Raw genomic sequence first — 17,871 nt, 5'->3', positions numbered from 1 at the left:
CGCATCAGCATGACTCGCACGGCCAGCACCAAATGGGAATCCCAATTCGGACTCGTTTGTCGCGATCAATCCACTAGCCTACCGGGCCCGTGGGCTGCGCCTGGCGCGGCATCGCGCGCAGCCGGTCATGGTGCCGTGCCAGCCAAAGCAGCATCATCACCAGCGGGCCTGCGTTGATCTCTCCGCTGTCGACAAGCGCCATGGCGTGGTCGAAACCGATGATATGGCTGCGGATGTCTTCGTGTTCGTCGTCCAGCCCACCGATCTGCCCGCTGGCACGGTCCAGATCGGCCAGCCCGACAAAGCAATGGAAATATTCGGTTGTGTAGCCTGGTGCGGCATAAACCTGGCACATCTTTTCGACATGTCCCAGGGTGATGTCGGCCTCTTCCCTGGCCTCGCGGCGGGCGCAAAGCTCGGGGTCTTCGCCGGCATCGACCAGACCGGCCACCGGCTCCAGCACCCAGGGGTGCGGATCGCCGCGAAATACCGGCCCGTTGCGCATCTGTTCGATCAACAGCACCGTGTCGGCTTGCGGATCATAGGGCAGTACCAGCGCAGCGTCGAACGCAACGAACACCTCGCGTGGCATCCACGCGCTCATCGTACGGTCGAACCGGCGAAACCGTACGTCAAAGCTGCGCAGCGCAAAGAACCCTTCGAACCCGCCAGGACGTTCGCGGATTTCCACCGCGTCGCGCCCCGCATCGCTGCGCAGGGTCGCTGCGGCGGGCGTCTGGGCCATCTGTCGCGCCCAGCCCCGCGCCAGAAGGAACGGCCAGATCGCCTGTGCGCGCTCTGCCGCGGTCTGGCCGCACTGGCGCATGAAATCCTTGGCGGTTTCCACCGTCATGAAGCCCCAGTCCCGCACCCAGTCGTTCAATGACCAAGGCGCACCAGGCTGCCACAAGCCATCATGCGGGAAATAAACCTGCGCGATCCGGGGCCCATCCGGGGTGTTCACGCTAACCGGTTTCAGATCATAGCCGAACCCGTCTTCGTAAAACGACAATCGCGCGACTTCGTCGTTGGTCAGGTCTGCCAGCAACAGGCCGTGTGCCTCTTGCGACGGCGCAGCCTGGACAATCGGAAAGGAATGCCCATCGGCCCAATAGACGGCGTGACCGGACAGCGTTGCGGGCACCAGGCTGGCGGCCTCGACCGGGCGGCCCAGCACGACCTCCAGCAATGGCAGATGGCACAACGTTCCGTAGAAAAAAAGCGGGGTCACAGGGTCATTTCCAAAGGCGCGAGGCGATTTCGGCCAGCACCCCGGTGATCACGCCGCCGATCAGCAGAATGGCAATGACATTCACATCAAGCATGATCATCCCGTATTCCAGCATCCGTTCAAAGATCGATGCGATGGCTTCCAGCATGTCGGTGAACCGGCGGTCGAAACTGTCCTCGACCATCTTGTAGGAGCCATGAACGAACAGGCACCAGAAGGTCAGCGCAATCGCGCCGGTCAGCCCGTTGTTGAACCCAGCGGTCAGACCACGCCCGACGCGGCTGCCAATCACGATCCACCCCACCAACAAACCGATCCCGGCGTTCACGATGCTGAAATAGCCGAAATTGGTGTTCTCGTGCATCAGCGGCTTGAACGCCTCGGACGCAACAAACGCGACGATGGCAAGAAGGACTCCGGCGACGACGCGGGCGGCAGTGGGCATGAAATCAGCTCGGTTTCGTAATCGTGATCTGGGTCACGTCGCAGTTACCGCTGTGAAATGCCGCCGCGCAAGAGGTGAGGTACAGATTCCACATCCGGCGGAACCGATTGTCGAACCCCTGTTGCGCGATCGCCTCCCACTTCTCGTTAAAGGTCTCGTGCCATCGCCGCAGGGTCTGCGAATAGCTTTCACCAAATTCGATCGATCCCTCGACACGCAAACCGGCACGCTCGACCTCTTCGCGCAGGACCTTGGGCGCGGGCAGCATGCCACCGGGAAAAATGTATTTCTGGATGAAATCCACACCCTTGCGATAGCTGTCCCAGCGCCGGTCATGTACGGTGATGATCTGCAAGGTCGCCTTGGCGCCGGGTTTCAGACAGGTCTTCACCTTGTCGAAATATGTGGGCCAGTACTTTTGCCCGACCGCTTCGAACATCTCGATCGACGCGATCCCGTCATAGCGCCCCTGTTCATCCCGGTAGTCCTGCAACTTCAGCGTCACCCGGTCCTGCAACCCGGCCTTCGCGATCCGGTCCTGGGCATAGTCCAACTGTTCCTTGCTGATGGTCAGCCCGGTCACCTTCAGCCCACGCTTGGCCGCCGCATATTCTGCGAATCCGCCCCAGCCACAGCCGATTTCCAACACGTGATCGCCGGGCTTGGCGCCCATCAGGTCAACCATGCTGGCGTATTTCGCCTCCTGCGCCGCCTCCAGGCTTTCCTGCCCGCTGCGGAAAATGCCCGAGGAATAGGTCATCGTTTCATCCAGCCACAGCCGGTAGAAATCGTTCCCAAGATCATAGTGATAAGCGATGTTGCGCCGCGCCTGGCGCTTGGAATTGGATTGCAGCCAGAACCGCAAGGTTTCGATCAGCCGCGCCACCGGCCCCGCGCGCAAGGCATCATCCAGGAAACCGTCGTCCAGCTCTTCCATGTGGTCGAGCAACTCCTGGAGATCAGGCGTCGACCACATCCCGTCAATATACGCGTCACAGGCCCCGACCCAGCCGCCAAGGGCGATGCGCCGGAAAACCGCCATGTCATGGATGTGCACCGCGGACACCCGCCCGGGCCGGCCATTGGCCAGAACAACCTCTTGTCCGTCGGAAAAGCAGACGGTCATTCGCCCTGTGACAAACGGTTCTACCCGGCGCAACAGGGTCTGCCCAAGCTTGTCGGTGCGCAAAGCTGCCGTGATCGCCATCGCCTGAGGGTCCTTTAGTCAAGGTAAACGCTATATCTTCACGCAATGTAAGTCCAGTTTCGGGCCGTCAACGGCGCCTAGGGCAGAAACCTTGCAAAGCCACGGGATTTCACGCACAACGTCTTGCAATCCACTGAAACTGCGATTTTTTTCAACACATCCGCCCACCGCCTGCCGTCACGTCAGCCCTGCTTGAAGCGCGCGTAGGCGTCCAGCGCGGCCGTCCGCCCGTCGGCCGCTTCGACCACCGGGGCGGGATAGGGCATGTCTGGCGACAGCCCCCAGCTTTCCGGTATCGCGTCGAAATACGACAGCGCCGTGTCGGTCGGGCGCTGCACCCCTTCCGCGATCCAGCGCCGCACATATGTGCCCCTGGGGTCGAATTTCTCCAGCTGCGTGACCGGGTTGAACACCCGGAAGTAGGGCGCGGCATCCGGCCCGGACCCTGCCGCCCATTGCCAGCCCATGGCGTTCGCCGCCGGGTCCCAGTCTTCCAGGCAGTCCTCGAACCAGCGTTGCCCGGTTTTCCAGTGGCTCAGCAGGTGCTTTGTCAGATAACTCGCCACGATCATCCGCGCACGGTTGTGCATCCGCCCGGTGACGTACATCTCGCGCAGCGCCGCATCGACAAAGCGGATACCGGTGCGCCCCCGTTTCCAGGCCACCACCTCGGGCCGGCTCTCGTCCTCGTTCCACGGAAACCCGTCCCAGTCCTCACGCCAGTTCCGGGTCAGCAGATGCGGCGTGTGCCACATCAGGTGATAGGCAAAGTCGCGCCAGACCAGTTCCTTCAGGAACACCTCCGCCCCCGGCTTGCCCTCTTCCATCGCGCGCCGCCCGGCCTGCCAGCACATCGCCGGGCTGATCTCGCCCAGGCTCAGGTGCCCACTCAGGCCCGAGGTCGCCTCCTCCGCCGGGAAATCCCGCCGCGTCCCGTAGTCGGCCACCTTCTGCGCGACAAAGGCCCCCAGCCGCCCCTGCGCCGCCGCTTCGCCAACGCTCACATGGCGCGCCACCACCGCCGCGCCGCGCCGCATGGCCGCCCCCAGCGACCAATCCTCCAGCGCCTCGCTGTCCGGCCAGGTCCTGGGCGCGGGCAACGTGCCCGGCGCCGCCAGAGGCTCTGCCACACTCCGCGTCCGCACCGCCTTCCAATAAGGCGTATACACCTTGTAGAATCCGCCCTGCCCGGTCTCCACCGTCCAGGGCTCGAACAGCAGGTGCCCGGCGAAACTCTCCGCAACCAGGCCCGCCTCTTTCAGCGCCGCCTTGACCTCCGTGTCCCGCGCGACCGACGCCGGATCATAGGCCCGTATCCAGTAAACCGCCTCGGCCCCGACCTCCGCCGCCAGCTTCAGCAGCCCGTCCCGTACCGCCCCCGACCGCAGGATCAAACGCTGCCCCCGCGCCTCCAAAGCCCGCGCAAACGCCTCCAGCCCCAGCCCCAACCGCCATTTCGGCGCAGCGCCCAGGCCATCAACCAGGTCATCGCGGAAAAACACCAGCACCACCGGCCCACCCCGCGCCACCGCCGCGCGCATCGCGGGATGATCGCTCAGGCGCAGATCGCGCCGGATCCAGACTATGCTCGGCCCCATGGCGCCCTCCTTCTTTCCCGGCAAACCTAACCCCGGGCGCAGGAAATCAACCCTACCCCATCATCTTGCGAAAAATATCCCGGGGGTGAGGCCGCAGGCCGAGGGGGCAGCGCCCCCTCGATTTTTCTCCGAAAAATCGGGCCGCCCTACAACACCTCGTCCAGCGCCGCGATCAGCCGCGCCACCTCGTCTTCCGACGTATAGTGCACGAACGACAGCCGCAAAACCCCCTGGTCCGGGTCCACGCCCATGGCCTGCAACGGTCGCTGGGCATAGAAATCGCCACCATCGGCCATGATCCCGCGTGCCGCCAGCGCCTCGGCCACCGGCCGCGCCGGGCGGTTCAGCGCCAGCGCCACGGTGGGCGCACGCCTCTCGGCCCGGTCCGGCCCCAGCAGGCGTACGGCATTGCGCCCCTTGACCGCGTCCAGCAGCGGCTGCAACAGCCGCACCTCCTGGTCCCGCATCAGCCCGTGCATCGCGCCCGCGCCAACGCCGTGATGGGCGGCCAGCAGCTCGACATAATCCACCATCCCGGCGCAGGCGGCGACCTGCGCATGGTCCGGCCCCGCCGGCGTGAACCGCTTGTACAGCGTCGCGCCGTTGAAATGGTGCCCCTGGTTCGGCAAGACCTCTCCCAGCGCGCGACGGATCACCAGGATGCCCTGATGCGGGCCATAGGTCTTGTAGGCGGAAAACAGATAGATATCCGCTCCAAGCGCAGCCACATCCGGAAACCCGTGCGGCGCATAACTGACGCCATCGACACAGACGAACGCGCCCGCCGCATGGGCGAGTGCCGTGACTTCGACCACCGGGTTGATTTCGCCCACCACGTTGGAACAATGCGGGAAGCAGACCAGCCGGACGTTTTCATCCAGCAGCGGCTCCAGCTTCGCCGGGTCCAGGTGGCCGGTATCGGGATCGATCTGCCATTCCCGCACCTCGATCCCCTCCTCCGCCAGCCGCCGCCAGGGACCGGAATTGGCTTCGTGGTCCTGATTGGTGACAACGATCGCCTCGCCCGGTTTCAGGAACGTCCGGAACGCCTGCGCCAGAACATAGGTGTTCTGCGTGGTCGACGGACCAAAGCTGACCTCGTCCACCTCCACGCCCAGCAACCGCGCCAGCCCGGCGCACGCCTCGTCCATTTCCGCGCCGCCCAGGCGGCTGGGTTCCGACGGGCCATAGGGCTGCATCTTGCGCTGGGTATAGAACCGCGTCAGCCGGTCGATCACCGGCCCGCAGGTGTATGACCCGCCCGCGTTTTCGAAAAACGCCTTGCCCTGCAGGGAAGGCTCGGAAAAGGCCGGGAACTGCGCCCGGACGAAATCGGTATCCAAGGAAGTCATCTGTCGCCCTACTAAAGTTTCCCGCTCAGCCACATCCCCAAAAGCGCCAGGCTCTGGGCACTGATCAGCAGGCTGAACAGGCTTGCAATCCAGCCCCAAAGGCCGTGACGCCCCGCCAGCGCGACCCGAACCACCGCCTGAGTCACCAGCAACGTCACGATGGCAGAGCCGATGAAGAACAGCAGCAGGCTGCCCGCGCGCAGCCCCGGCGCCACCGTGGGCACCACGACCACCAGCAGCAGCCACAGCGGCATCGCCACCAGTTGCAGCCCGACATGCCCGCTCCAGAAGGTTTCGCCAAGGCCAAGCCGGGCGCCGAACAGGCGCCCGAACCAGGCGGGCCGAAAGATCTCTGCCCGAGTCTCGGCGATTTCTGCCAATTCCTGTTGCGTCGGATCAGCCATTCACATCAACCACAACCCGCCCCTTGACCTGGCCCTTAAGGATGTCGCGTCCCAGCCCTGGCAGATCGGCCAGCGTGGCGGGGGTGATCATCGCCTCCAGCTTGTCCATCGGCAGGTCCTGCGCGATCCGGCTCCAGGCGCGGACCCGGTTGTCATAAGGCTGCATCACGCTGTCGATACCCAGCAGGTTCACCCCGCGCAGGATGAACGGCGTGATCAGCGCGCCCTCGATCGCAGCCCCGCCGGCCAGGCCAATGGCGGCAACCGACGTGCCATACTTCATTTGCTTGAGCACCCGGCCCAGCATCGCGCCCGCCACCGCATCGACGCATCCGGCCCAGCGCTCGCCTTCCAGCGGCTTGCGGGTGACCTCGGTCAGTTCCTCGCGCGCCACAATCTCGGTCGCGCCCAGCCCCGTCAGATACTCCGCCTGTTCCGGTCGCCCGGTGACCGCGGCCACCTCGTGCCCGAGCTTGGCCAGGATCGCCACGGCGACCGAGCCCACGCCCCCCGCGGCCCCGGTCACCAGCACCGGTCCGTCACCGGGGGTCAGCCCGTGGTCTTCCAGCGCCATCACCGCCAGCATCGCCGTCAGCCCGGCTGTCCCCACCGCCATCGCGGCCCGCGTCGACAGCCCCTCGGGCAGCGGCACCAGGTAATCCGCCGGCACCCGCGCCTTCTGCGCATAGCCGCCCCAGCGATTTTCGCCCACGCGCCAGCCGGTCAGCACCACCTTGTCGCCGGGCTTGTACCGCGCGTCGTCAGAGGCCTCGACGGTGCCGGCAAAATCGATCCCCGGCACATGCGGATAGGTCCGCACCAACCCACCGCCCGGACCTATGCACAGCCCGTCCTTGTAGTTGACGGTGGAATAATCGACCGCCACCAACACCTCGCCCGCGGGCAGGTCCGCCTCGGCAATCTCCGCCACCGCGGCAGATGTCTTGCCGCTTTCCTCATCCTTCTCGACCACCAGTGCCTTGAACATAACCCTCAGTCCCTTTCATCTTTCCAGAAATACTCCGGGGAGCGCGAGGGGCCGGCCCCTCGCTTCGACTCCCCATCAATCAGCCCCACGCGCCAAGATCAAGGCCAAGGCCCGTCTGCAGGCATGAACACCAGATCGGTGGCGGGCGCTTTCTGCCCCGCCGCCGTCAGCATCGCGTGCACCTGCCCGCGATGATGGGTCTGGTGGTTGAACATATGCATGACGCAAACCGACACCGGTCGCGTCACCTCTTGCCCCATCGCACCGGAATACCACGTCAGGCTGCCCGTCAGGTCCAGCGCCGACAGGGTTTCCGCCCAGATCAGCAACTGGCCGTCCACCCGGAACCGCTGCGTCGCCCATTCCGGGACCGAAGGGGTCAGCTCAACGCTGCCCGGGATCCCCACATCCGGTTTTTCGGACCCGGTGAACATCGCCATCCACAACCTGTCCCCCCAAAGGATATGGTTCAGCGTGGCCAGGATCGACCCGAAAAAGGCGCCACGCTCGGCACGCACCGCGTCATCAGGCATCGCCTCGACGATGCGCCGCAACTGGCGGTTCTGCCAGGCGTTGTAGCGCGCCATGGTCACGCAATAGTCCGGGGTGACGATCATGTCCGGCTCCATCCCTGCCAGTTACCGCCCCGGGCCTTTCCAGTCGATCTGGCAGATCTCGGCGCTGCGGCCGTCGAAATCCCAGACCCGGCCATACGCGCGCACCCGGCCCTGGCTGGCCTGCGCCACGGTGATGTCCGGGCCCATCCAGTATTGCGTGTTGGTGACGACCACGTCGCCGCCATCCGCGCCCTGCACCGGCTTGACCGATCCCTTGATCGCGCGGCCCACCATCAGGCGACGTTCGTTGCCCTCGGTCTCGAACACCACCGGTGCGCGTTCGGCACCCAGGAATTCGCTGACCAGCATCTTGAACAGCCCCGTGGTGCCACCCGCGGCCCCGGTCATGATCGCCACCAGCCCGTCATAGGCCGCCTCTGACGCGCGTTCGTCGATATAGGCCGCGGCCTTCCAGTTGCCGCGTGCCATGCGGCCGGGAATTTCCAGCAGCAGCCCCACGTTCAGCCCCGACAGGTCCTCGTCGCCGTAGTGGCCGGTGTCAATGCGGATGCCCGCCCAGCCGGCGCAATCGCCTTCGGTCGGCGGGTGCTGACCCAGGCTGATGACACAGGGGCAGAACACCGTGCAGTTGCAGTTCAGGATCAACTCTCCCTTGATCGCCCAGGGCGGTGTATTGCTCATTTTCCCTCTCCCTCTTCCTTATCCCAGAAAACCCAGGACCAACGCGAAGGCCGATCCGATCAGCAGCACGCCCAGCGGCGCGGTCAGCCACCGCCCGGCCTGCAGTTTTTCCAGCATCATCACCACGGTCGCCAGCCCCATGAAGCCCAGGCTCATGACGCCGCCGACAAACCCCAGCAACATCAGCGCCCAGCAACACCCCAGGCAGATCGCGCCCAGCCGCAGCCCCATGCGCAGCGCACCGTCGTCCCAGTGCTGCAAGAAGAAGGTCAGCGGCAGGCGGCACTTGGCCAGGCAAGCCGCCTTGAGCGACGAGAACTGGTAAAGCCCCGCCAGCAACAACAGCGCCGCCGACAGCCAGTCCGACCGGCTGTCACCGAAGGCAGACAACAGCCCGACCCGGAACAGCCCCATCTGCACCCCCGCCGTCAGCGTGGCAAAGCCCAGCCAGACCAGCAGATAGCCCACGGCAAGCGCGCCGAACCGCTTGCCCGGCCCGTCGGGCAGGTCGTCATAGGTGGCAAAGGCGGGCAGCGCGGTGGGCGCCATCATCGCCCCCGACATCAGCGCCCACATGGTCCACAGCCGGACATAGCCCATGGCATCCGGCGTGGTGGTGCAGAATGCCGCCCAGACATCGCCGCCAAAGGCGCGCGCCGTGCCACGCAGGTCGTCCGGCACCGCCATCAGCACCAGCAGCGCCCAGCACAACAACACCGCGCCGTAAAGCGCCAGCCAGTGCGGCGCGCGCATGGACCTGATCCGCGTGGCCCACATCGGCCCTGTCCTCCCCGACTCATGTCTTGGACCGACTTTGGCAGAGCTTGTCAGGGGGCACAAACACGACGGTACGTCGCGACACGAAACGGGCGGTTTCGGACGATTGTCCCGAAGCTGAAAACGCAGCGTTGCGGCACCATCGCCAGTAACGCTTTGATGCCTGTAAAACAGGCAGAAATTGTGGAAAATCGGCGTCACTCCGCAACGAATTCGCTGCCGGATGCGCCCCGGGTTTTGCCAGATTTGCAACTCATGCGAAACTCGGTTCCCGGGGGTATTTGTGTGTGCAAAGGAGAGCGGAATGTTCACGCGATCATGTGAGGATGTGGAAAAGACGGAGTTCTTCGTGGACTGGGGCGCCGGGACCAGCCACCGGTTGCTGACCGAGAGCGACGACATGGGCTTTACCGTGTGCCACACGGTTGTGCGCGCTGGCACCCGGTCACGACTGCACTATCGCAACCACCTGGAGGCGTGTTACTGCATCGGCGGATCCGGCGGGGTGGAGGACCTGGACGGCACGTTCCATCCGGTCAAACCCGGCACGATCTATGTGCTGGACAAGCACGACGACCATTACCTGATTGCAGACGACGACACGGATCTTGTCCTGGTCAGCGTTTTCAACCCGCCGCTGAAGGGCACTGAGAGACATAAGCTGGACGCTACAGGCGGCTCTGCCTACTGACCGGTGCGGTGTGCACGTAGCCAACGGAGCGTTGCCATATGGCCGCCGTTGCGTCGTTGGGGGGCCAGCCCCCCACACCCCCCGGGATATTTTCGGCCAGAAGAAGGGCGGGAAGGTTTTCTTTCCCTGGGTTTGGTCTAGGTCTGCCGCATGATGGAAATCGTGAACATCGCACTGGCGGCGCTGACCGTGGGGCTTGGCGGATTTGGCTTTCTGGCGCCGCGTTTTACCGCGTCGGCGCTGGATCTTGAGACCCGAGGCAGCACCATGGGGCTGAGCGAACTGCGCGCCTCTGCCGGCGGGCTGTTCGTTGCGCTGGGGCTGGCTTGCCTGCTGACCGGGGCGGGCTGGCTTTATGCCGCGCTTGGCGTGGCCTATGCCGGGGCGGCCACGGGCCGGGCGGTGTCGATCGCGATCGACCGCCCGCCGATGCCCAAGGCCGCGGTCTGGTTCGCCTTCGAGGCCTTGCCCGCCACCTGGCTGATCGCCGTCAACTGGCCCTAAAGCGGTGGCAGACCGGTCACGACCCCCTCTTGCAGCACGGCCGGATCATAGGCCTTGCGGCTGTAGACCTGGCGCACCATCGGTTCGAAATGCGCCAGCGGCCGGGCCGGATAGTCAGGATCGAAACTGGATTGGTCCCAGCGTTCGCAGAACGCGGCGCAGGTGTCGAAACAGGGATGATCCCTGAACTGGTCGCGGGCGTTGCGATCCCAGCCGTAGTGGTGACCATAGTAAAGCATCTGGAAGATGCCGTGATGTTCGACGGTCCAGGCCACTTCCCAGCGGACAAAGGGGCGGATCACCTCGGCCGAGAACCTGTCGTGGTTTTGCGGCGCGAGACCGTCACCGATGTCATGCAGCAGGGCGCCGACGACCCAGTCGATATCGGCCCCTTCGGCCTCGGCCCGGGTGGCGGCCTGCAACCCGTGGGTCAGGCGGGTGATCTTGTAGCCTTCCAGCGTGGTTTCGCCCTGTCGCCGCAGTTCGTCCAGCACCCGGTCCGGCGTCAGCGCGAGATAGGGTTTTTCCATCTCTTCGAGCAGAAGGTAGTCCTCTTTTGTACCATCCTTCATCTGGGTGAAGGACACGGTGCGGGTGTCCTGGGTCATTGCGGGCCTCCTGTCTGGTAAAGATCGACGGTGCCGGTGGCACCGGCGGACAGCGTTGCGGACTGATCCGACAACACCTGGTCGTAAAGCGCAAGGTCTGCGGGGTGAAACAACGCGCGCGCGCCGGCGACAGGTGTCCAGCCCTGATGGCGGTCCTGGCCGCGCACCAGCATGGCATAGTCACGGCCGGGCAGGCCATCGCGCACCCCCGGCGTGACATAACGAATGGCCAGCCCGATGCGGCGGTCGGATGATCGGTTCGGGCCGGAGGCATGGAAGCAACGGCCATGATGGAGCGACAATTCTCCAGGTCGCAGCGGGCCGAAAACTGCCTGTGTTTCATCGACATGGGCGATCTCCTGTCCACGCGACAGAAGGTTGTCCGGCGCGAACGTATCGGCATGGGGCACGATGCCACCGGCATGAGAGCCGGGCAGAAACCGCATGCACCCGGCCTGCACGCTGACATCGGACAGCGCGACCCAGGCGGTGACCTCGTCATCGGTTTCACCCATGCCCCAATAGGTGATGTCCTGGTGCCAGCTGACGGTCTTGGCGCTGCCCGCCTCCTTGATGAACAGTTCCACCGACCAGACCAGCAGATCGGGCCCCAGCACCTGTTCCACGACGTCGAGGATCGCCGGGGTGCGCGCAAGATCGGCCAGCAGCGGGATCACAAGCTGGCCGTTGACACGGAAAAACTGGTTGAGCGCATGACCGCCGGCGCCGTCTGCGTGGTGGGCTTCGAGCTGCTCAATGGCGCCGCGGATCCGCGTGACATCGGACGGGTCGAACACCGGCAGCCCGGACACGAAACCGTCGCGGCGATAGGATGCAAGCTGATCTGCGTTCATCTGCGCCTCCTGTGGACCTATCCCCAGCGTCGGGTCATTGGCCGGGACAGGTCGCGCTGGAATGCGACACAGCCTGTCGGAAAAAACGACGTTGGCACCCCCCAAAAAAACCTGCCGTCTGGACGATTTCACGACGGTTTCGGGTTTCCGGTACCGATTTGGCCTCTATACTCCGTAGAACTGGGTATTCACATTGCCGCGATCAGATTGATAGACCGGTAATTGGTAAACTCAGATTACCAAACGCCCGCAAAGGGCGTGGACCTTTGGGAGGACACACATGACTATCCGCACTTTCACGGCTGCCGTCGCGGCCACGTTCGCGGTCTCCGGCGTGGCTTACGCGCAGGAAACCTTTGAAATGACCTCGGCCTTCGGAAAGAACCTGCCGATCCTCGGCACCGCCGGCGTCGACTTCACCGACAAGGTGAACGCGATTTCCGACGAGGTGGAATTCGAACATTTCGATCCCGGTGAACTGGTCCCGACCCTGGAAGCGCTGGATGCCGTTTCCAACGGCTCGGTCGACGCGGCCTTCACCACTTCGGGTTACTGGCAGGGCAAGATCACCGCAGCATCGCTGTTTGCAGCCGTGCCCTTCGGCCCGGAAGCGGGCGAATTCCTGGGCTGGATGCTGTATGATGACGGCGCGCGCCTGTTCCAGCAGATGTATGACGACAACGGCTATAACGTGCATGTCACCCCGTGCGGCCTGATCGCGCCGGAGACCTCGGGCTGGTTCAAGAACGAGATCACCTCGCTCGACGACCTGAAGGGCCTGAACATGCGCTTCTTCGGCCTGGGCGCCGAAGTGATGCAGCGCCTTGGCGTGTCGACCTCGCTGCTGGCCGGCGGTGACATTTTCCCGGCGCTGGAACGCGGCGCCATCGACGCCACCGAATTCTCGATGCCGCGCATCGACGCGCGTCTGGGCTTCTACCAGATCGCGAAATACAACTACTTCCCCGGCTGGCACCAGCCCGCGACCTTGTTCGAACTGCTGATCAACAAGGACCGTTGGGACGACCTGAGCGAAACCGCGCAGAAGCAGATCGAAATCGCTTGCCTGGCCAACATCACCACCAACTATGCCGAGGGTGAGCAGTCCAACTACTCCGCCATGGTCGAGAACGTCGAAAAGCACGGCGTGACCATCAAGAGCTGGACCCCGGAACAGCTGGCCGTGTTCGAAGCCACCTGGAACGAAGTCGCCGCAGAACTGGCCGCGGAAGACCCGTTCTTCAAGGAAGTCTGGGACGACCTGACCGAGTATCGCGCCGGCTACAAGACCTGGGGCGACACCATCTATATGCCGCGTCCGCGGAACTGATCATTTGATCCGAAAAGACGAACCGGGACGGACTGCCGTCCCGGTTTTTTCGCTGCGGCCTTGGGAGCGGTCGCGGCCCCATCATGAAAAATTGGAGGAGCGTCGCCGTGGATACGTCCGACGTGGTTGTCGCCATCACCGACCCCGGTGAGGTAGACAGAGAGACCCACAACAAGTTCGACCGGGGGATCGTGGCGATCGGCAATGTCTTTGCCTGGCTGTTTCCGATCCTGATGGTTGCGATCTGTGCCCAGGTCATCCTGCGACAGGCCGGCCACAACCAAGCCTGGCTTGACGACCTTCAGTGGTGGCTTTACGGCGCCGCCGTGCTGATCGGTATCGCCTATGCAGTGACCACCAACAGCCACGTGCGGGTCGATATCCGCTATGACAGTTTCACCAAGGCCAAGAAGCTGCGCACAGAAATCCTTGCGCTGGCGTGGTGCTTTTTGCCGTTCATCATCCTCGCCTGGGACGTGACGCTGAACTACGCGATTTCATCGGTGGTGGCGAACGAGGGATCGGACAGTCCCAACGGCCTGCACAATCTGTGGATCCTCAAGGTCTTCATGAACGTGTCCTTCCTTGTGATCGCGGTCGCGATCTGGGGCGCCTATTCGCGGTACCTGGCGATGCTGACCAACCCGGTCCTGTGGAAAAAGCTGCTGTTCGCGTTCCCTTCGGTAATGTTCGCGCTGAACCTTGCGATCTATTACGCGACGTTCTGGATCGTCTACCTGACCAGCCCCGAGGGCACCAGCATGCGCCAGGTTGGCCGCCATTGGCTGTTCGATGAATTCGAACTTGGCCCGTGGGACATCAAATACACCGTTGCCGCAGCGCTTATCGCCACCGTCGTTGTCATTGCCGTTGCCCGGCTGATGGACCGTGGCGCCAAAGCCGGCCAGGAAGGATAACCCGATGCTTGAATTCCTGGGTCAGTTCCTGACCATCAACGAACTCGCCGTCGCCGCGATGTTCGGTGTCTTCATCTGGATGCTGTTCCGCGGCATCCCCGTCGCCATGGCCCTGGTCGGCGTGTCACTGCTGTTTGTGTTGATCGCCGAGTTCTTCCTTGACCCGTTCCGCGGCACATTCAAGGACGTCATCGGCTTTGACAGCACCGGTATTTCCTATCAGAAGCTGCAAGCCCTGCCCGGTCGCCTGTTCGGCAACACGGTCAAGAACCCGGTTCTGGTCGCGCTGCCGATGTTCATCTACATGGGCCTGATGCTGGATCAGTCCGGCGTGGCGCAGCGGATGATGCAATCGATGCAGAAACTGTTCGGCGGGCTGAAAGGCGGCCTGTCGCTGACCGTTCTGCTGATCGGCATCATCCTGGCCGCATCGACCGGCGTGATTGGTGCATCGGTCACGCTGCTGGGGGTTATGGCCCTGCCGCAAATGATGAGCCAGAACTATTCCAAGCCGATCGCAACCGGGACCATCGCCAGCGCTGGCACGCTGGGAATCCTGATCCCGCCGTCGATCATGCTTGTGATCATGTCGGACCAGCTGGCGATTTCGCTGGGTGACCTGTTCATGGGGGCGCTGTTTCCCGGCCTGATCCTTGGCGCGCTCTACATCGTGTTCATCGTGATCTATGGCCTGATCAACCCCAAGGCGATGCCTGCCCCGGAAAATGCGGGCCGCGTCGGCATCGACGAGGTGAAAGAAGTCGCACTGGCGGTGATCCCGCCGATGTTCCTGATCCTGCTGGTTCTGGGCTCTATCTTTGCCGGCATCGCCACGCCGACCGAAGCTTCGGGCCTGGGCGCCGCGGGGGCCACGCTGCTGGCGCTGGCCAACCGCAAGCTGAACTGGAAGGTCTTCCGCGAAGTCAGCCGCTCTACCCTGAACACCGCGGGCTACATCGTGGGTATCTTCCTTGCGGCGAACTTCTTTGCCCTGATCCTGCGCCGTTACGGGGGCGACGAGATCATCGAGCACCTGGTGAAATCGGCGTTCGACGATCCCTACCTGACCGTCGGGTTCATCCTGTTCATCGTATTCTGCCTTGGCTTTCTGCTGGACTGGATCGAGATCACGATCATCATCATGCCGCTGATGCTGCCGATCATCCACGCGCTGAACCTGCCGATTCCGGGCTATGGCGAAGTCGCCGATCCTTCGATCGTCTGGTTTGCGATCCTTGTGGCCGTGACCTTGCAAACCTCGTTCCTGACGCCACCCGTGGGCTTTGCACTGTTCTATCTCAAGGGCGTCTGCCCGCCGGGAATCTCGCTGGGCCACATCTACAAGGGCATCATTCCCTTTGTGCTGCTGCAGCTGACCGGCCTGTTCATCGTGTTCGAGTTCCCCTGGCTCACGACATGGCTGCCCAGCGTGGCCTACGGCAACTGATCCTTGGACAAAACGACAAAAGGCCGGGGCAGCCCGGCCTTTTTCTTTGCGATGTGATGGCTTGGCGCTAGTAGGTCTCTTCGACCTGTACCATCCCGGGCACGAAACAGGACAGATCAGCATTGCGGAAGACCGCGGTATGGCCCTGGTCCTCGAACACCACGTTTGTGCCGACCTGCGACAGGTACGGCAAAGCGTTTGACGCATCGCCATAGCCAAAATCTTCGAAGATCACCATATCCCAAGCTTCCAGACCAACGATCGTGTCGTGGCTGCCCTCACCTGCACCGTCCGCAGCGACAAAGACGAACATATCGACCGCGAAGCCACCGACCAGCGTGTCAACGCCCGCACCACCATTCGAAGCTCCCGCCAATCTGTCATATGTCGAAGAATCCGTTGGGTCGACTTGCATCCATTGCTTGAGCGGCTGCTCTGTTGCCGCGCGATATTCGACGCTTTGGGCGAACCCCTCGACCACCTTTTCCCGTGCCCAGCCGGTTGCAAGACGGTCAAGCCAGGTTTGCAGGCCCTCGCTGTCGGGCGACCGTTCCAGCACGTTCTGGTAGAGCAGTGAGACGAACCCGCTGTCACTGAGGCTGCCATAGGTTTGCTGGAACTCCGCTGATCTGACGAACCCCGCCACGACGGATTGATAACTTGTCCCGCTGGCCATCTTGTCTGCCCAGCCATCCAGACCCGCAAAGTCGGGTTCCCGCCCCAGCGTGGCCCCGTAAACACGATACAGATCGTCAGTGAAAGACGCCTTGAGAAGGGTTTTGCCATAGGACAGGCTTTCGATCCGGGTGCTGGCAATGAACTCTGCACTTTCGGAAAACCCCAGAACAACATCCTGGCGGCTGGTGCCGGTCTCAAGGCGCCCGACCCAGTCGATCAGCCCGGTCGCGTCCGGGGCACGGCTCAGGACGTTGTTGTAAAGCAGCGTCACGAATGCCGTGCTGTCGGTGTCGTTGTAACGGTTCTGAAATTCCTGCGAATTGACAAAACCTCGGGCGATATCCCCCAGGTTTGCGCCGTTCACCCGCGCATTGGCCCATTGGATCAAACCGCCCACGTCCGGGGCGCGGTCCAATGTTGCCTGGTAGATCCGGTAAACCGCTTCGGCCGCCGCTTCGAACGCACCGAGATTGCCGCTGACCACCAGGTCGTTTCCGCTGCCGCCGCCAACAATGTCGGTGCCGGCGCCACCGGCCAGCGTGTCGTTCCCGGCATTGCCATAAACGCTGTCAGCACCCTCGTCGCCAGAGATCGAGTCCGCCCCATTTCCGCCGGTGATCATATCCTGATCAGGACCGCCAAAGATCAGGTCGTTTCCCAGCATTCCATTCAGAGTGTCGCGGCCGCTTCCACCGAAAATCGTATCGGTGCCTTCGTGACCGTCGATCCCGTCGCCAAAACCGGACCCGAAAAACCAATCGTTGCCCTGAAGCGCGATTTCAAATGCAAGCTGGGCGTCTCGTTGAATCAGGATAGCGGCAGTCAAATCCCAGGCGTCCGCGTTCAAACCGGTCGCGTCGATAAACACGGTCGCGCCTGCGCGTGACAAATACCCTGTCACGACACCGCTGATCATGTCGTTCGAGCCAAGGGACGGCGGCCGGCCACTGAATGTTCCGGTCAATTCGTAGGAAATACCGTTGTCCACTATGACGATCCGGCTCCCCGTCATCTCGCTCACCACCGGGAAACTCAGCCCGGACGCGCTCATGTTGACAGGTTGCAAGAACCAAACTGCAGCCATGAAAGATTCCCTCTGAAAACAACGGACTTTGTTGGCCTACCAAAGAGCCCAAGGGGAACCCCACCGCGGACAGACGCCAAACAGCATCAACATATCGGAAATGCCAAACCGCGACAACCCCTTCACAATCTCCTTCGAAGTGCCTATATTCCGCTTCGTCCGGGCAACCGGACTATGGGCATAAACGCGCATGGAATAAACGGATCGGACCCGGGGGCGGTACCCGGCGGCTCCACCATAAATACCCCTTTCGTTGGGGGGTCTTGGGGCCGAAACAGGATCGACGAACGCGTAAAGATGTTGCTTTGTCCCGGTGAGGTACCACCGTTATCGGTCCGAAAAGTACAATTGCCAACGACAATCGTGCTCCGGTTGCTCTGGCTGCGTAAGCAGTTGGAAATACTGAAATCTAAGCCCTTGCGCCTAGCAGCGTAAGGCGGGGTTCGCAGGCACCTGGCAACAGAAGCCTGCACTTTCCTTTCTTACGATCCGGCCCT

General features: G+C 63.1%; 18 protein-coding genes and 1 other RNA gene. 6 read left to right on the top strand and 13 right to left on the bottom strand.

From position 1 onward, the window contains the following. Positions 1-73: 73 nt before the first annotated feature. The 10 genes from VK792_RS02800 to VK792_RS02755 all read right to left on the bottom strand — a co-directional run bounded on the left by VK792_RS02800 (position 74) and on the right by VK792_RS02755 (position 9,237). Positions 74-1,231 (bottom strand): NUDIX domain-containing protein, encoded by a 1,158-nt coding sequence (locus tag VK792_RS02800; RefSeq protein WP_326295825.1) that lies wholly within the window; start codon positions 1,229-1,231, stop codon positions 74-76. A 4-nt stretch (positions 1,232-1,235) separates the two neighbouring features. Continuing rightward, positions 1,236-1,676 (bottom strand): TrgA family protein, encoded by a 441-nt coding sequence (locus tag VK792_RS02795; RefSeq protein ID WP_326295824.1) that lies wholly within the window; start codon positions 1,674-1,676, stop codon positions 1,236-1,238. Positions 1,677-1,680: 4 nt separating this feature from the next. Further along, positions 1,681-2,883 (bottom strand): cyclopropane-fatty-acyl-phospholipid synthase family protein, encoded by a 1,203-nt coding sequence (locus VK792_RS02790; protein WP_326295823.1) that lies wholly within the window; start codon positions 2,881-2,883, stop codon positions 1,681-1,683. Between the two features lie 182 nt (positions 2,884-3,065). Further along, entirely contained in the window at positions 3,066-4,481 is a 1,416-nt protein-coding gene (locus tag VK792_RS02785) for a cryptochrome/photolyase family protein (protein WP_326295822.1), read from the bottom strand. Between the two features lie 146 nt (positions 4,482-4,627). Continuing rightward, the gene (locus VK792_RS02780; protein ID WP_326295821.1) at positions 4,628-5,833 is read right to left on the bottom strand and encodes an aminotransferase class V-fold PLP-dependent enzyme; all 1,206 of its coding nucleotides are present in this window, start codon (positions 5,831-5,833) and stop codon (positions 4,628-4,630) included. Between the two features lie 11 nt (positions 5,834-5,844). Then, positions 5,845-6,237, bottom strand: coding sequence for a hypothetical protein (locus VK792_RS02775; RefSeq protein WP_326295820.1), 393 nt, complete (start codon positions 6,235-6,237; stop codon positions 5,845-5,847). Beyond that, on the bottom strand, positions 6,230-7,225 hold the full coding sequence (acuI, locus tag VK792_RS02770) for an acryloyl-CoA reductase (protein ID WP_326295819.1): 996 nt from the start codon (positions 7,223-7,225) through the stop codon (positions 6,230-6,232). Before acuI ends, VK792_RS02775 begins: the two co-directional genes overlap by 8 nt. 98 nt (positions 7,226-7,323) lie before the next feature. Further along, the gene (locus VK792_RS02765) at positions 7,324-7,842 is read right to left on the bottom strand and encodes a DinB family protein (RefSeq protein WP_326295818.1); all 519 of its coding nucleotides are present in this window, start codon (positions 7,840-7,842) and stop codon (positions 7,324-7,326) included. A 21-nt stretch (positions 7,843-7,863) separates the two neighbouring features. Then, positions 7,864-8,484: a DUF1326 domain-containing protein gene (locus tag VK792_RS02760; protein WP_326295817.1), complete on the bottom strand. Its 621-nt coding sequence runs from the start codon at positions 8,482-8,484 to the stop codon at positions 7,864-7,866. A gap of 18 nt (positions 8,485-8,502) precedes the next feature. Then, positions 8,503-9,237 (bottom strand): DUF2182 domain-containing protein, encoded by a 735-nt coding sequence (locus VK792_RS02755; RefSeq protein ID WP_326295816.1) that lies wholly within the window; start codon positions 9,235-9,237, stop codon positions 8,503-8,505. Positions 9,238-9,565: 328 nt separating this feature from the next. Here VK792_RS02755 and VK792_RS02750 point away from each other — a divergent pair, with 328 nt between their 5' ends. After that, positions 9,566-9,952, top strand: coding sequence for an ectoine synthase (locus tag VK792_RS02750; RefSeq protein ID WP_326295815.1), 387 nt, complete (start codon positions 9,566-9,568; stop codon positions 9,950-9,952). Positions 9,953-10,102: 150 nt separating this feature from the next. Beyond that, positions 10,103-10,456, top strand: coding sequence for a DUF4345 family protein (locus VK792_RS02745; protein WP_326295814.1), 354 nt, complete (start codon positions 10,103-10,105; stop codon positions 10,454-10,456). On the opposite strand, the gene VK792_RS02740 is transcribed toward VK792_RS02745, so the two are convergent. After that, positions 10,453-11,028 carry an HD domain-containing protein gene (locus VK792_RS02740; RefSeq protein WP_326295830.1) on the bottom strand — a complete coding sequence of 192 codons (576 nt, stop codon included), beginning with the start codon at positions 11,026-11,028 and terminating at the stop codon, positions 10,453-10,455. The genes VK792_RS02745 and VK792_RS02740 overlap by 4 nt on opposite strands. A gap of 32 nt (positions 11,029-11,060) precedes the next feature. Beyond that, entirely contained in the window at positions 11,061-11,918 is an 858-nt protein-coding gene (locus tag VK792_RS02735; RefSeq protein ID WP_326295813.1) for a phytanoyl-CoA dioxygenase family protein, read from the bottom strand. A gap of 280 nt (positions 11,919-12,198) precedes the next feature. On the opposite strand from VK792_RS02735, the gene VK792_RS02730 reads away from it, so the two are divergent. From VK792_RS02730 to VK792_RS02720, 3 genes are all read left to right on the top strand, one after another. Next, the gene (locus VK792_RS02730; protein WP_326295812.1) at positions 12,199-13,248 is read left to right on the top strand and encodes a TRAP transporter substrate-binding protein; all 1,050 of its coding nucleotides are present in this window, start codon (positions 12,199-12,201) and stop codon (positions 13,246-13,248) included. Between the two features lie 83 nt (positions 13,249-13,331). Then, a complete protein-coding gene (locus VK792_RS02725; protein WP_326295811.1) occupies positions 13,332-14,165 on the top strand; it encodes a TRAP transporter small permease subunit in 834 nt (277 codons plus the stop codon). Positions 14,166-14,169: 4 nt separating this feature from the next. Further along, positions 14,170-15,612, top strand: a complete 1,443-nt coding sequence (locus tag VK792_RS02720) for a TRAP transporter large permease (protein WP_326295810.1) — start codon at positions 14,170-14,172, stop codon at positions 15,610-15,612. A 67-nt stretch (positions 15,613-15,679) separates the two neighbouring features. On the opposite strand, the gene VK792_RS02715 is transcribed toward VK792_RS02720, so the two are convergent. Then, positions 15,680-17,374: a DUF4214 domain-containing protein gene (locus tag VK792_RS02715; RefSeq protein WP_326295809.1), complete on the bottom strand. Its 1,695-nt coding sequence runs from the start codon at positions 17,372-17,374 to the stop codon at positions 15,680-15,682. A gap of 117 nt (positions 17,375-17,491) precedes the next feature. Here VK792_RS02715 and ssrA point away from each other — a divergent pair. Next, positions 17,492-17,848, top strand: a transfer-messenger RNA (tmRNA) gene (gene ssrA / locus VK792_RS02710). Positions 17,849-17,871: the final 23 nt, after the last annotated feature.

Origin of the sequence: Mesobacterium hydrothermale (assembly GCF_035818635.1) — a bacterium.
In the GTDB taxonomy this organism is placed as follows: Bacteria; Pseudomonadota; Alphaproteobacteria; order Rhodobacterales; family Rhodobacteraceae; genus Mesobacterium_A; species Mesobacterium_A hydrothermale.
Note: the sequence above shows the minus strand (reverse complement) of the source record. Positions and strands in the feature narration are given on the sequence as shown.

Bases quoted from the DNA above. Each gene is read 5' to 3' on its own strand.
- VK792_RS02780 (WP_326295821.1), bottom strand. From the start codon at position 5,833: ATGACTTCCTTGGATACCGATTTCGTCCGGGCGCAGTTCCCGGCCTTT.
- VK792_RS02750 (WP_326295815.1), top strand. From the start codon at position 9,566: ATGTTCACGCGATCATGTGAGGATGTGGAAAAGACGGAGTTCTTCGTG.
- VK792_RS02715 (WP_326295809.1), bottom strand. From the start codon at position 17,374: ATGGCTGCAGTTTGGTTCTTGCAACCTGTCAACATGAGCGCGTCCGGG.
- VK792_RS02725 (WP_326295811.1), top strand. From the start codon at position 13,332: ATGAAAAATTGGAGGAGCGTCGCCGTGGATACGTCCGACGTGGTTGTC.
- acuI (WP_326295819.1), bottom strand. From the start codon at position 7,225: ATGTTCAAGGCACTGGTGGTCGAGAAGGATGAGGAAAGCGGCAAGACA.
- VK792_RS02730 (WP_326295812.1), top strand. From the start codon at position 12,199: ATGACTATCCGCACTTTCACGGCTGCCGTCGCGGCCACGTTCGCGGTC.
- VK792_RS02765 (WP_326295818.1), bottom strand. From the start codon at position 7,842: ATGATCGTCACCCCGGACTATTGCGTGACCATGGCGCGCTACAACGCC.
- VK792_RS02755 (WP_326295816.1), bottom strand. From the start codon at position 9,237: ATGCGCGCGCCGCACTGGCTGGCGCTTTACGGCGCGGTGTTGTTGTGC.
- VK792_RS02775 (WP_326295820.1), bottom strand. From the start codon at position 6,237: ATGGCTGATCCGACGCAACAGGAATTGGCAGAAATCGCCGAGACTCGG.
- VK792_RS02795 (WP_326295824.1), bottom strand. From the start codon at position 1,676: ATGCCCACTGCCGCCCGCGTCGTCGCCGGAGTCCTTCTTGCCATCGTC.
- VK792_RS02745 (WP_326295814.1), top strand. From the start codon at position 10,103: ATGATGGAAATCGTGAACATCGCACTGGCGGCGCTGACCGTGGGGCTT.
- VK792_RS02785 (WP_326295822.1), bottom strand. From the start codon at position 4,481: ATGGGGCCGAGCATAGTCTGGATCCGGCGCGATCTGCGCCTGAGCGAT.
- VK792_RS02740 (WP_326295830.1), bottom strand. From the start codon at position 11,028: ATGAAGGATGGTACAAAAGAGGACTACCTTCTGCTCGAAGAGATGGAA.
- VK792_RS02720 (WP_326295810.1), top strand. From the start codon at position 14,170: ATGCTTGAATTCCTGGGTCAGTTCCTGACCATCAACGAACTCGCCGTC.
- VK792_RS02790 (WP_326295823.1), bottom strand. From the start codon at position 2,883: ATGGCGATCACGGCAGCTTTGCGCACCGACAAGCTTGGGCAGACCCTG.
- VK792_RS02760 (WP_326295817.1), bottom strand. From the start codon at position 8,484: ATGAGCAATACACCGCCCTGGGCGATCAAGGGAGAGTTGATCCTGAAC.
- VK792_RS02735 (WP_326295813.1), bottom strand. From the start codon at position 11,918: ATGAACGCAGATCAGCTTGCATCCTATCGCCGCGACGGTTTCGTGTCC.